This is a genomic window from Pseudomonas sp. GX19020 (assembly GCF_023371075.1).
In the GTDB taxonomy this organism is placed as follows: domain Bacteria; phylum Pseudomonadota; class Alphaproteobacteria; order Rhodobacterales; family Rhodobacteraceae; genus Pseudogemmobacter.
In genome coordinates this window covers 92,197-105,265 of sequence record NZ_JAMCCR010000004.1, presented here as the reverse complement: position 1 = coordinate 105,265, position 13,069 = coordinate 92,197, and the positions used below count along the sequence as shown (strand labels likewise).

The 13,069-nt window shown below is 63.5% G+C and carries 11 protein-coding genes; 9 read left to right on the top strand and 2 right to left on the bottom strand.

Translation table 11 applies throughout. The features are described from left to right. Nucleotides 1-232: 232 nt before the first annotated feature. From M3484_RS09475 to M3484_RS09445, 7 genes are all read left to right on the top strand, one after another. The gene (locus tag M3484_RS09475; RefSeq protein ID WP_092896528.1) at nucleotides 233-1,480 is read left to right on the top strand and encodes a sarcosine oxidase subunit beta family protein; all 1,248 of its coding nucleotides are present in this window, start codon (nucleotides 233-235) and stop codon (nucleotides 1,478-1,480) included. A gap of 85 nt (nucleotides 1,481-1,565) precedes the next feature. Continuing rightward, nucleotides 1,566-1,889, top strand: coding sequence for a sarcosine oxidase subunit delta (locus tag M3484_RS09470; protein WP_249496686.1), 324 nt, complete (start codon nucleotides 1,566-1,568; stop codon nucleotides 1,887-1,889). Beyond that, entirely contained in the window at nucleotides 1,886-4,897 is a 3,012-nt protein-coding gene (locus M3484_RS09465; RefSeq protein WP_249496685.1) for a sarcosine oxidase subunit alpha family protein, read from the top strand. The genes M3484_RS09470 and M3484_RS09465 overlap by 4 nt, the downstream gene beginning before the upstream one ends. Beyond that, nucleotides 4,890-5,453, top strand: coding sequence for a sarcosine oxidase subunit gamma (locus tag M3484_RS09460; RefSeq protein ID WP_092896534.1), 564 nt, complete (start codon nucleotides 4,890-4,892; stop codon nucleotides 5,451-5,453). Before M3484_RS09465 ends, M3484_RS09460 begins: the two co-directional genes overlap by 8 nt. Before the next feature lie 199 nt (nucleotides 5,454-5,652). Further along, nucleotides 5,653-6,066 (top strand): hypothetical protein, encoded by a 414-nt coding sequence (locus tag M3484_RS09455; RefSeq protein ID WP_249496684.1) that lies wholly within the window; start codon nucleotides 5,653-5,655, stop codon nucleotides 6,064-6,066. A gap of 144 nt (nucleotides 6,067-6,210) precedes the next feature. After that, nucleotides 6,211-6,810, top strand: a complete 600-nt coding sequence (locus M3484_RS09450; protein WP_092896538.1) for a superoxide dismutase — start codon at nucleotides 6,211-6,213, stop codon at nucleotides 6,808-6,810. Nucleotides 6,811-7,044: 234 nt separating this feature from the next. Next, the gene (locus tag M3484_RS09445) at nucleotides 7,045-8,109 is read left to right on the top strand and encodes a TraB/GumN family protein (RefSeq protein ID WP_249496683.1); all 1,065 of its coding nucleotides are present in this window, start codon (nucleotides 7,045-7,047) and stop codon (nucleotides 8,107-8,109) included. A gap of 74 nt (nucleotides 8,110-8,183) precedes the next feature. On the opposite strand, the gene M3484_RS09440 is transcribed toward M3484_RS09445, so the two are convergent. Then, nucleotides 8,184-8,750 (bottom strand): LOG family protein, encoded by a 567-nt coding sequence (locus tag M3484_RS09440; protein ID WP_092896542.1) that lies wholly within the window; start codon nucleotides 8,748-8,750, stop codon nucleotides 8,184-8,186. Nucleotides 8,751-8,919: 169 nt separating this feature from the next. Between M3484_RS09440 and M3484_RS09435 the strand changes: the two genes are divergently transcribed. Continuing rightward, nucleotides 8,920-10,389 carry a LysM peptidoglycan-binding domain-containing protein gene (locus M3484_RS09435; RefSeq protein WP_249496682.1) on the top strand — a complete coding sequence of 490 codons (1,470 nt, stop codon included), beginning with the start codon at nucleotides 8,920-8,922 and terminating at the stop codon, nucleotides 10,387-10,389. Nucleotides 10,390-10,445: 56 nt separating this feature from the next. On the opposite strand, the gene M3484_RS09430 is transcribed toward M3484_RS09435, so the two are convergent. Beyond that, nucleotides 10,446-10,907 (bottom strand): ArsR/SmtB family transcription factor, encoded by a 462-nt coding sequence (locus M3484_RS09430; RefSeq protein ID WP_249496681.1) that lies wholly within the window; start codon nucleotides 10,905-10,907, stop codon nucleotides 10,446-10,448. Nucleotides 10,908-11,021: 114 nt separating this feature from the next. On the opposite strand from M3484_RS09430, the gene M3484_RS09425 reads away from it, so the two are divergent. Next, nucleotides 11,022-12,854, top strand: coding sequence for an ABCB family ABC transporter ATP-binding protein/permease (locus M3484_RS09425; RefSeq protein ID WP_249496680.1), 1,833 nt, complete (start codon nucleotides 11,022-11,024; stop codon nucleotides 12,852-12,854). Nucleotides 12,855-13,069 lie beyond the last annotated feature (215 nt).

Genomic DNA, 13,069 nt, shown 5'->3' with positions numbered 1-13,069 from the left:
GCGCCACGAGGCCAGCGCCAGGTCGCTGTGTCGTAATTTTCCCGATTGTGCCGCGTGAAGGCGGTGGCGTTTTCCAGCTGTCGGGCAGAAGATAGGAGGCCGGATTCCGGCCCTGCAGTCCCCGTCCGCCACGGCCACGACAATGGGCCCCAATACTAGGCCGGGCAGGGGGCGGGACGGAAATCGGAGGCTATGAAAGCGACATGCGAAACGCGCGGCGGAGGTTCACCAGATGAGGCGTTATTCGGTCTTTGCCCTTGCCCGCGAGGCGTTGCGCTACCATTCCGGCTGGGGAAAGGCCTGGGCCTCGCCCGAGCCGAAGAAGCAATATGATGCCATCATCATCGGTGCTGGCGGTCATGGTCTCGCAACGGCTTATTATCTTGGCAAAAACCACGGCATCAGGAATGTCGCGGTGATCGAGAAGGGCTGGCTCGGCGGCGGCAATACCGGCCGCAATACGACCATCATCCGCTCGAACTATCTGCAGGATCCTTCCTCGGCCATCTTCGAAAAGGCGCGCGCGCTTTACGAGAACCTGAGCCAGGATCTGAACTACAATATCATGTTCTCCCCGCGCGGTCTTCTGATGCTGGCGCAGACCCATCATGAGGTCCGGGGCTATAAGCGCACGGTCCACGCGAACCAGCTGCAGGGCGTCACCACCGAATGGCTGGAACCCGCGCAGGTCAAAAAGGTCGTGCCGATCATCAATCTGCACGGGCCGCGCTATCCGGTTCTGGGCGGCCAGTGGCAGGCGCGGGGCGGCACAGCGCGCCATGATGCCGTGGCCTGGGGCTATGCGCGGGCCTGTTCCGACATGGGCATGGACATTATCCAGAATTGCGAAGTCACCGCCGTGCGTCAGGAAAACGGTGTCGTAACAGGGGTCGAAACCACGCGTGGCGAGATCTCCTGCAAAAAGCTCGGCATCGTCGTGGCCGGCCATTCCGGCGTGCTCGCGGAAATGGCGGGCTTCCGGCTGCCGATCGAATCAATCGCGCTTCAGGCGCTGGTCTCGGAACCGATCAAGCCGGTGCTCGATATCGTCGTGATGGCCAATACCGTCCACGGCTATATCAGCCAGTCCGACAAGGGCGAGCTGGTGATCGGCGGCGGCACCGACGGCTTTAACAACTATACCCAGCGTGGCTCCTTCCATCATGTCGAGGAAACGCTGCGCGCCCTGGTTGAGACCTTCCCGATCATCTCGCGGCTCAAGATGCTGCGCCAATGGGGCGGCATCGTCGATATGACCGGCGACCGCTCGCCGATCATATCGAAAACCCCGCTCGGAAACTGCTTCATCAATTGCGGCTGGGGCACCGGTGGCTTCAAGGCGATTCCCGGCTCAGGCTGGGCGATGGCCGAGCTGATCGCCAAAGGCGAGCCGGGCGCTTTGGCCCGGGAATTCGATATGTGGCGCTTCAAGGAAGGCCGCTTCATCGACGAATCCGTCGCCGCAGGCGTTGCCCATTGATGCGCCTGCTCATTCATCTGTCCAGAAATATCCCGGGGGTCCGGGGGCAGCGCCCCCGGCTCCTGGCCAGCCCGGGGGCACCCCAATGCTGATCCTTGAATGTCCCTGCTGCGGTGTCAAAGCCGAGGAAACCGAACTCGCCCCGGGTGGCGAGGCGCATCTGAAACGCTTCGGCCCCGGCTCCTCGGATGAGGAATTCGAGACCTATATGTTTGCGCGCAAGAACCCCAAAGGCGTGCATTTCGAACGCTGGCGCCATGCCTATGGCTGCGGCAAATGGTTCCTCGCCGCGCGCGACACCGCGACCCTCGAGGTCTTCGGGACCTATCCGGCCCAGACCACGGAACCCCCTGCAGAACTGATAGCAAAGATCCAGGCGAAACGGCCGGGTTGGAAGGGCTGGAAATGAGCGCGAGGCTGCAAAATGGCGGGCGCCTGATCAACAGATCGGCCCGGATGGAATTCACCTTCAACGGCAAAAGGCTGAACGGGCTTGCCGGCGACACGCTGGCCTCGGCGCTTCTGGCCAATGACCAGCTGCTGGTCGGGCGCTCGTTCAAATATCACCGCCCGCGCGGCATCATGGCCTCGGGTCCGGAAGAACCCAATGCGCTGGTCGCCCTGGGCGAGGGCGCAAGGTTTGAACCCAATCAGCGCGTCACCACGACCGAGCTTTTTGACGGGCTGACCAGCGCCAGCCAGAACCACTGGCCGTCTCTGGAATTTGACATCGGCGCGGTGAACAACAAACTCGCGCGCTTCCTGCCGGCGGGCTTTTATTACAAGACCTTCATCCATCCGCGTTCGGCCTGGAAGCACCTGTTCGAGCCGGTCATCCGTCGCTCGGCAGGCCTCGGCAAACCACCGGAAGAGGCAGATGCCGACCGTTACGAATATACCTATGGCCATGCCGATATCCTGATTGCCGGCGGCGGCATTGCCGGGCTTCAGGCCGCGCTGGTTGCGGGGGCTTCGGGCGCGAAAGTACTGCTCCTCGAGCAGACCGCACATTGGGGCGGCCGCGCGCCGGTCGATGGCGATATCATCGACGGCAAACCGGCCGAAGCCTGGATCGCCCAGGCGCTCCAGACCCTTGGCGCGATGGAAAATGTCAGCTTCCGCGCACGCACGATGGTTTCGGGCGTCTATGATCACGGCTATGTGCTGGCCGAAGAACGCATCGCCGACCATACCCCCGGCGACGGACGGCCCCGCAAACGCCTCTGGCGTATCCGGGCTGCGAAAGTCATCGCCGCGACCGGTGCGCTGGAACGCCCGCTGTCTTTCGCGGGAAATGATATTCCCGGCGTCATGCTGGCCTCTGCCACCCGCGATTATGCGGTGAATTTTGCGGTATCGCCGGGCGAGCGCACGGTTGTCGTCACCAATAATGACGATGCCTACCGCACCGCGATCACGCTGAAAGAGGCGGGGCTTGATGTCACCATAGTCGATGCGCGTGCCTCGACCTCCGGCGAGCTGCCGTCCCGTGCCCGCGCCATGGGCATCCGGATCGAGACCGGGCGCGGCATCGTCAAGGTGAAAGGCGGCAAGCGCGTCACCGGTGTCGCCATCGGCCTCCAGGCCGGTGAGGGCGGTGCGGTTGAAGAGATCGCCTGCGATGCGGTTGCGATGTCGGGCGGCTGGTCGCCGGTCGTGCATCTGTGGTCCCATTGCGGCGGCAAGCTGATCTGGGACGAGGCGCGTGCGCTGTTCCGCCCCGATGCCACCCGCCCGCCGCTGGGCGAGGATGGCACCGCCATGGTCTATCCGGCAGGTGCGGCCAATGGTGCGCTGGCGGCGGCAGAGGCGCTGAGCGATGCGGCCTCGCAGGCCGCGCTGGCGGTTGAGGCTGTCGGCCATAAGACGGACGCGGCAGCGACGGCTTCGGCGGATGTGGTCGAAGAGGGCGCGATGCTGCCGGTCTGGATCATGCCGGCCTCGGCCGGGATCGATCTGAAATCGAAGATGTGGCTCGATTTCCAGAATGACGTGAAGGTCTCTGACGTGCAGCTTGCCGCGCGCGAAGGCTATGTCTCGGTCGAACATACCAAGCGCTACACCACGCTGGGCATGGCGACAGATCAGGGAAAACTCTCGAATATCAATGGCCTGGCAGTGCTTGCTGAGGCTTTGGGCGAACAGATTCCCCGGGTTGGCACCACCACCTTCCGTCCGCCTTACGCGCCCGTGACCATCGGTGCGCTGACGGGTGAGGCACGCGGCGACATCTTCCAGCCGCTGCGCAAGACGCCGATGCATGACTGGCACCTGGCCCATGGCGCCTATATGGAGCCCGTCGGCCTCTGGCAGCGGCCCTATACCTATCCGCGCGCGGGCGAAACGCATGAACAGGCGGTCAACCGCGAGGTGGTCAACACCCGCGAGCGTCTGGGTCTGCTCGATGCCTCGACGCTGGGCAAGATCCTTGTGAAAGGGCCGGATGCGGGGAAATTCCTCGATATGCTCTACACGAATGTCATGTCTAATCTCGGGATCGGCAAATGCCGCTACGGGCTGATGTGCAACGAACAGGGCTTCCTGTCGGATGACGGTGTGGTGATCCGCATCGCCGAAGACACCTGGCTTTGCCACACCACCTCGGGTGGGGCGGACCGGATCCATGGGTGGATGGAAGACTGGCTGCAATGCGAATGGTGGGACTGGCAGGTCTATACCGCCAATCTGACCGAGCAATATGGCCAGATCGCGGTTGTCGGCCCCAATGCCCGGAAACTGCTGGAAAAACTTGGCGGGATGGATGTCTCGAAAGAGGCGCTGCCCTTCATGACTTTCAGAGATGGTGAACTGGCGGGTTTCCCCGTCCGCGTTCACCGGATCTCTTTCTCGGGCGAGCTGAGCTACGAGATCGCGGTGCCCGCGAGTCATGCGCTCGCCTTCTGGGAGCTTTTATATGCCGAGGGCGAGGAGTTCGGCCTCCAGACCTATGGCACCGAAGGCCTGCATGTATTGCGCGCCGAAAAGGGCTTTATCATGATCGGGGACGAGACCGACGGGACGGTGATCCCGCAGGATCTCAACCTCGACTGGGCGATTTCGAAGAAGAAAGAAGACTTCCTCGGCAAACGCGGCCAGCAGCGCACCTTCCTCGCGGCAAAAGACCGCTGGAAGCTGGTGGGCTTTGAAAGCCTGGACGGGTCGGTGATCCCGGATGGCGCCTATGTCATTGCTGCGGGCACCAATGAATACGGGTTCCGTAATTCCCAGGGCCGCATCACCTCGACCTATCATTCGCCGACGCTGAAAAGAGGCATCGCGATGGGGCTTCTGAAAGACGGCCCGGCACGGATGGGCGAGGTGGTCGAATTCACCGCCATGACCGGCGGCGTTTCGGTCGCGGCAAAGGTGGTTGACCCGGTTTTCTATGACAAGGAAGGGGAGAAGCAGAATGTCTGATCCGGTTTCTGCCCTGAAAGGCGCGGTTGCCCATGGGTTCGCCCATGTGGAAGAGATCGGCCCACTGGGCATGATCACATTGCGCGCCAAACCCGGCACCGAGGGTCTTGCGGCGGCGGTCAAAGCCGCAACCGGCTGCGACCTGCCCGGTGCGCGCAGGATCACCCATGCCGGCACGAACAGCTGCGGCTGGATGAGCAATGACGAATACCTTCTCGTGCTGCCATACGGCGATGTGGCGAAGGCCCTTGCCGCGATTGCTGCGGCGATGGCGGGCGCGCATCATCTGGCGGTTGATGTCTCGGATGCGCGGGCGGTGTTCCGCGTGACCGGGCCGCAGGCCGATCAGGTGCTGCGCAAGCTGACCCCGGCCGATCTGGATAAGGTGGAGGCGGATGAGATCCGTCGCTCGCGCTTTGCCCAGGTCGCAGCGGCCTTCTGGCCGGTCGCAGCAGAGGGGGCAGATGGTGGCTATACGCTGGTCTGTTTCCGCTCGGTTGCGGGCTATGTCATGGGCCTTCTGACACATGCGGCGCAGGCGGGCAGCGAACTCTGACCGGCGGCGCTTTTGGGCCTGGATTAATATTGCGCAGACCCGTTTCTGACGGGTCTGTCCTGAATTGCTTTTGAACCGCGAAAGCACATTGGCGTTAGCCAGAGACGCCCCCGTTTCCGCAATCGGGGCGAATGATTGCACATAAAGACGGATCGGCTAATCTCGCCTTGTATTGCGTACTGATCCGGAGATTTTGCAGATGCCGAGATTAACCCTTCTGGCTTTTTTCGTCTTCATTGTAACATCCTCCCTGGCCAGGGCCGAGATCGGCGTCTGGCGCTGTACGCTCGGACCTGTCACTGACCGGACCCCCTTTTTTTCGGGGAATCTTCTGATTGCCTATGACACCGAAACGACGCAGCTTTGGGTCAATGATGTCGGGATTGCCGGGATAGATAAGGGCTTTATCCCGGCAAAGGTCACGAACAGCGCAGGCGAGGTCGTTCTGCGCTGGAAGCTCAGACTGGCGCAGCATCTGGGCGAAAAAATCGTACGCTTTGCCTATAAGGCGCAATTTGATGCGACCGGGCGCAGCCTTACCGCAACCGGCTGGGTTGAGGGCTGGCGCGACCCGCCCGCAGCCACAGTTTCGGGCCCCTGCGTTAAGGCATAAGGCAAAACCCGCGCGTTTTGCGGCGCGCGATCAGGTGACCTTACAGGGCGTTGTTTCGCTTTGTCTTGCCCGCAGGGCTTGACCTTCGGGGCGGATACGCCCTTATTCCAGACGTAACGCCCCATCCGAACAGGAGTGAGTCCGATGACGTTTCATCTTCCCGATCTGCCCTATAAATACAACGCCCTTGAGCCGCTTGGCATGTCGATGGAAACGCTGGAATTCCACCATGACCTGCATCACAAGGCCTATGTCGACAATGGCAACAAGCTGATCGCCGGCACCGAATGGGAGAAGAAGTCGCTCGACGAGATCGTCGTCGGCACCTATCAGGCTGGCGCCGTGGCGCAGAACGGCATTTTCAACAATGCCTCGCAGCACTGGAACCACAACCTGTTCTGGGAAATCATGGGGCCTGACCAGGTCGGCATCCCGGGCGCGCTGGAAAAAGCGCTGACCGAAAGCTTCGGCTCGGTCGCGAAATTCAAGGAAGATTTCGCCGCAGCCGGCGCCGGTCAGTTCGGTTCGGGCTGGGCCTGGCTGGTGAAAGACAAAGATGGCGCGCTCAAGGTCACCAAGACCGAGAATGGCGTCAACCCGCTGGTCTTTGGTCAGACCGCGCTTCTGGGCTGCGACGTGTGGGAGCATTCCTACTATATCGACTTCCGCAACAAGCGTCCGGCTTACCTGTCGAACTTCCTCGAAAAGCTGGTGAACTGGGAAGCGGTCGCCGCGAAACTCTGATCCGCCACTGACGGACAGCAAAAGGGCCCCGCCGCATCGCGCTGGCGGGGCCTCTTTTTTTGGCGCGGCTTTGCCATGTGATCCTGCGCACCAGATCCTGGCCTTGCGCCGCTTGGCCTGTATCACCCCGGCGCGGCGCGGAAGTTCCGGACCTGTGAGGAACGCATCTTTCCTTTCCCCCGGCCCGGGGTGAAGGTCGTGGTCAGAAAATGGTTAAGGGCAGGAGCCGGCGGCATGGGATGGAGAAAGACGGTGCCTGCGCTTTGCCTGGCGCTCGGTGCAGCGGGCGCGCTGCCAGAACCGGCAGCGGCCCAGGACTGGTTCACGCGTGAGGCCTGTACCACGGGTGAGATCCGGGTCTGGCGCGAGGTTCTCTCCGGGGCGGATGAGGCGCGCTATTCCGCCATTGCCGGGGGCGTGCCGAACAGCCTGGGCCGGTTCTGGAAGATCACCGCGCCGGGCGGCCAGACCTCCTGGCTCTGGGGCACCTATCATGTCTCTGAGCGCCGCCTGCTTGCTTTGCCACAAGAGCTGCGCCAGGTGCTTGAAACTGCCGATGTGGTCGCGCTGGAGTTCAATCCGCAGCCTGACACCCGCGCTGATATCCGCCGCGCCAATGACCAGGCCTGGATGTTCATTAGCCCGGGAGCACCGCCGGATGACCGCGCGGATTTCCCGCCACAGATCCTGGACCATATCGCGCTGCGGCTTGAGACCTACGCCTGGGATCCTGGCTATATGTCGATGATGACCGATGCCGGTCTGTTCAGCCTGTTGCTGTCAGACCCCTGTTCGGATTTCACCCCATTCATGCCGGCCCAGGACTATTTCATCGCCCAGACCGGCTGGCTTGCGGGCGCGCGGATTACGGGGCTGCAAGAACCATGGGAGCTGGGCGCAGAGCTGACGGCGCCGGAGCGCGCGGCGGCGGCACGGGCGGCGCTGCTGCTTTACGGGCTTTATCTCGGTCCCGACTCCGCGCGCGCCGGGCTGCGGGAGACCGGTTTTGCGCTTTATCTCGAAGGGCGGATCGGGTTGATGGATGCTTGGTCGGATGCCTGGACCGGGCAGGTGCTGGGGGCTGCGCGCGGGCGTGAGGTGGTGGATCTTGCCGAAAGCTATCTGCTGGTCGAACGCAATGCGATCTGGATGGAAAAGATCCGGATGCTGGCCGATCAGGGCAATGCGGTGATTGCGGTCGGGGCCTCGCATCTGCCGGGAGATCTGGGGCTGGTGAGCATGATCCGCGATGCAGGCTACCAGGTTGAGCGGGTGGCGCTGCCGGGCGAGATGCCCTGAGCCCGGTCGCGGAGGCCCGGCTGTGGCCCGCCGGGGGTGCCTCCGGCGGGGATATCCGGATCAGGGCAAATGGCTCAGGCCGTGAGGCGGGCCTGGAGCGCGGCAGTGAGCGCCTCTGTCAGCGCGGGCACATCGGGGACGGCGCTGAACTGGGTCTTCAGCGAGGCATCGGCGAACCCTTCGCGGATGATATGGTCGATCAGCGCGAGGAGCGGCTGCCAGTACCCATCGGTATCGAGCAGGAAGATCGGTTTCTTATGCAGCCCGATCTGCGCCCAGGTCAGCACTTCGAAAAATTCGTCCAGGCTGCCGGCGCCGCCCGGCAGCACCACAATCGCATCCGAATTCATGAACATGACCTTTTTGCGCTCATGCATATCTTCGGTGATCACAAAAGTGGTCAGATCGCGTTTGCCTTTTTCAAGCCCGAGCAGATGCACCGGAATCACGCCCAGCGTGGTGGCGCCCGCCCCCTGGGCGGCGCGGGCGACCTCGCCCATCAGGCCGACATCGCCGGCGCCGTAGACGAGACGCCATTTTTGCGCGGCGATTTCGCGGCCAAAGCTCTGGGCAGTGGCGACATGTGCGGGATTGGATCCGGGGCGCGAGCCGCAGAAGACGCAGATTGAGGGAAGCTGCATGGAGACTCCTGAATTCGATTGCCAGCGGGGGCGATATCGGGGTTTGCTTTAGGGGAAAACCTGCCGGGATGCGATGGGAAACCTGACGAAGAAGCGTCGGGGAAACCTGTCCGGCCGGAAGGGAGCTGAGACCGCGCGGATCGCGCGACGGTGACGGAGAGGGGAACGGATGAAGGCCTGGAGTGACTTGGGCGCGGGCGCGCGTACGGTGGTATCGGTTGCGGGTGCGGGTGCGGTTCTTGCTCTGGGGGTGATGGTATCGGGCTGGCGGCCAGAAGCCGGTGGTGGCACGGGCGGAGGCGAGGGGACAGAGCCTGCCACGCAGATCGCGCAGCTTCCGCAGGATGGGCAGATTGAGACCAGCGCCGTGCAGGCAGGGCAGGAGGGGGCGGTTGCAGCCGCCGATGCGCCCTCTGCGGCTGCAGATATTGCGGCGCCGGTCATCACCACCTGGGCGGTGGCTCCGGGCGGTCATGCGACCATCGGCGGGCTTGGCGAGCCGGATGCGCAGGTGCTGGTTCTTGTAGACGGGGCAGAGATCGGCGCGACGCGGGCGACCCGTGGCGGCGAATTCGCGCTGGTGACCACGCTCGCGCCCAATCCGGCGCCCGCGATCCTCAGCCTTGTCATGGTGCTGGAGGATGGCAGGCGGATCCCTTCGGCCGAAGTGATCGCGATGGGGCCAGTGACTGGCGTCGTTGTTCCGCCTGCGCAGACTACTGCGGCGGAGACCGCAACGGGAGAGGCCGCACCAGAAGCGGCCGGCACGGCAGAGCAGCTTCCCGATATCGCACAGGTTGCGACTTTGGAAGCAGGCGCAGAGGGTGCTCCGGTGGCTCTGAAGATCAGCGAGGAAGGGGTCGTGCTCCTCCAGCCCTCAAACCCGGCGAACACAAATCAGATGCCCCCGGTTCTGGTCCAGACCATCTCTTATCTGTCGCCCGGGATCGTGCAGATTGGCGGCAGTGGCGCGCCCGGGGCCTATATCCGTCTCTATCTCGATGACCAGCCGGTGGGGCCGGCAGAGGTCGGGGTCGAAGCGGCGGGTGGCTGGCAGGCAGAGATCCCGGGCATTGCGGCGGGGCTTTACACGTTGCGGGTCGACCAGCTGGATGCCGGGGGCAAGGTGACCTCGCGGGTCGAGATCCCGTTCCGCCGTGAAACACCCGAGGCGCTGGCCACACTGGCCGGGGGCGGGGCGGATGCGGCAGGCACCGGTGAGGCGCCGGCCGAAATCGCGCTGCAGCCGTCAGTTGCGACCCATCCTGTCGTGGCGGCGGGGCCAGAGCCGGAGCCCGGGGCTCAGACCGCAGGCGAGACGGCGCCCGCAGAGCTTGCCGCGCTGACCGGAGCGGAACCCGCTTTGCCGCAAACATCAGAGCAGCCGCTCGCGTCAGCGGCTCCCGCCGTCGGCGAAACGCCCGCACCGGCCTTGCCGGGGAGCCCGGAGCAGGCCGCCTTGCCGGTGACGCCGGCTATTTCGGTTACGGTGCAGCCCGGCCATACGCTCTGGGCCATCGCGCGCGAGGAATTCGGGGAAGGGGTCTTGTATGTCCAGCTTTTCGAGGCCAATCGCGACCGTATTCTCGATCCGGATCTGATCTATCCCGGCCAGGTCTTTACGATTCCGGGACGCTGATCCGGGCCACTGACGGGCTGATCTGAGACGGGCCGGATCGCGCCGGGCCTGCCGCTTTATGGCGGCCCGGCTCTGGTCATATTGCCCTGGCAGCAGGCAATCACTTCGGGATGATCGGCACAGCAATCATTCAGCAAATGGGAAATCGCGGCTCCGAGGCCGCTGGGGTCGACCGCATAGAACACATTCCGCGCCACTTTACGCGCGGTGAGCAACCCGGCCTGTTCCAGTTGCGACAGGTGAAAAGAGAGCCGCGAGGCCGAAAGCCCGAGCCGTCGCGCGATCTCTCCCGCAGCCAGCCCGTCAGGCCCAGCGGGAACCAGCAGGCGGATGAGGTCAAGCCGGTCGCCATGCGACAGAGCCGAGAAGGCGCGCAGGGCCTGCCCGCGCTGAAGCGGATCAAAGGGCGCGGCCAGCCCGGTCTCGCCGGAGGGCGCCGCGCCTAAATCCGCGTTCGGAGCTGCCGGGGCCGGAAGATCCGGTGTGGCCAGTTGATCGGGGTCTTTACTCTGATCCATAATTCAACTATTCATGAATCCTTGAAATAACTCAAGCCATCATTGCGCCGGGCCGCAGAATTTGCGGCCACAGCCTGTAAAGCCCGCAATGGCAGCTCTTCGCGAAGGCCATCCATGTCCGCTCCCGACCCAATTCCCTCCGCATCGCCCGATGCGCCGGCCTCCGGCTGGCAGACCATCCTGCGGGTTGCACCGCATCTGTGGCCGAAAGACCAGCTCTGGGTCCGGCGCCGGGTAATGATCGCGCTGGCCTTCCTGCTGGTGTCCAAAGTGATTTCGGTGATCACACCCTGGTTTTACAAACTGGCGGTGGACGGTCTCGCCGGAGAGGGCGCGGCGGATCCGGCGCGGATCATGGCGCTTGGCGCGGTGGGGCTGGTGGTGGCTTACGGGCTGGCGCGGCTTGGCGCGGTGCTGTTCCAGGAATTGCGCGATGCGGTCTTCGTGCGGGTCGCCCAGAGGGCGCTCAGGCGGCTGGCGCTTGAGACCTTCAGCCATATCCACCGCCTGTCGATGCGCTACCATATCTCGCGCCGTACCGGCGGCCTGTCGCGGATTATCGAGCGCGGTGTGAAAGGGGTCGAGTTCCTCTTGCGGTTCCTCCTGTTCTCGATCGGGCCGCTGATCCTTGAACTGGTGCTGGTCACGCTGATCTTCGCCTTCGCCTTTGGCTGGAGCTATGCCGCCGTGGTGGCGGTGACGATCACGCTTTACGTCTGGTTCACCTTCGCGGTGACAGAATGGCGGGTGAAAATTCGTCAGGAGATGAATGATCAGGATACCGATGCCAATCAAAAGGCGGTGGACAGCCTCCTGAACTATGAAACCGTGAAGTATTTCAACGCGGAGGCTCGCGAGGCCGAGCGCTATGACGGCGCCATGCGGCTTTATGAGACGGCAGCGGTGAAGACCGGGCTCTCGCTCTCGCTCCTCAATGTCGGCCAGACATTCCTGATCACGGCGGGGCTGATCGCGGTGATGGTTATGGCGGCGCTCGGGGTGCAGCAGGGGCAGCTGACGGTCGGCGATTTCGTCATGGTCAATGCCTATATGATCCAGATCACCCTGCCGCTGGGCTTTCTCGGTACGGTCTACCGCGAGATCCGCCAGGCGCTGGTCGATATGGGGGCGATGTTCGGCCTCCTGTCGCAGCCGGCAGAAGTGGTGGACGCGCCCGATGCAAAGCCGATCGCGGTAAGCGGCTGCGAGATTACCTTCGACAATGTGTCCTTCTCCTATGATCCCTCGCGCGAGATCCTGAAAGGCGTGAGCCTGCGCGTGGCCCCGGGCGAGACGCTCGCGCTTGTCGGACATTCGGGGTCGGGCAAGTCGACCATCGCGCGGCTGATGTTCCGCTTCTATGACGTGACCGGGGGCGCGATCCGGATCGACGGTCAGGATATCCGCGATGTGACGCAAAGCTCGCTGCATGAGGCGATTGGCGTCGTGCCGCAGGATACGGTGCTCTTCAATGACACGATCCGCTATAATATCGGCTATGGCCGCGCCAATGCGACCGAGGCAGAGATCATCGCGGCGGCGCGGGCGGCAAAGATCCATGACTTCATCGAAAGCCTGCCGGACGGCTATGACACCACCGTCGGCGAACGCGGGCTGAAGCTTTCGGGCGGCGAAAAGCAAAGGGTCGGCATTGCGCGTACCATCCTGAAGAACCCGCCGATCCTGATCCTGGACGAGGCCACTTCGGCGCTGGACACCCAGACCGAGCGTTCGATCCAGGAGAGCCTGCATGAGATGGGCGAGGGCCGCTCGGTGATCACCATCGCGCACCGGCTCTCGACCATTGCAGATGCGGATTGCATCCTGGTGATGGAGGCGGGCCGTGTGATCGAACAGGGCCGCCATGAGGCGCTTCTGGCCAAAGGTGGCCGCTATGCCGCGATGTGGGCGCAGCAGCGCGCCGAAGAAGAGGATGCGGCGGCGTGACCTTTCTCCGGGCTTTGCAGCCCGGATGCCTCCGGCGGGGATATTTAAGAGACAGATGAATAATACTTTCCCTTTTCATCTGTCTCTAAATATCCCGGGGGTGAGCGGCGAAGCCGCGAGGGGGCAGGGCCCCCTTTCCTGCCCGGTCAGGATTACCGCATCCGGATGCGGGGATTTTCCCTTTGACCCCGGCGCGCGGCAGGGTGAGACTGGCG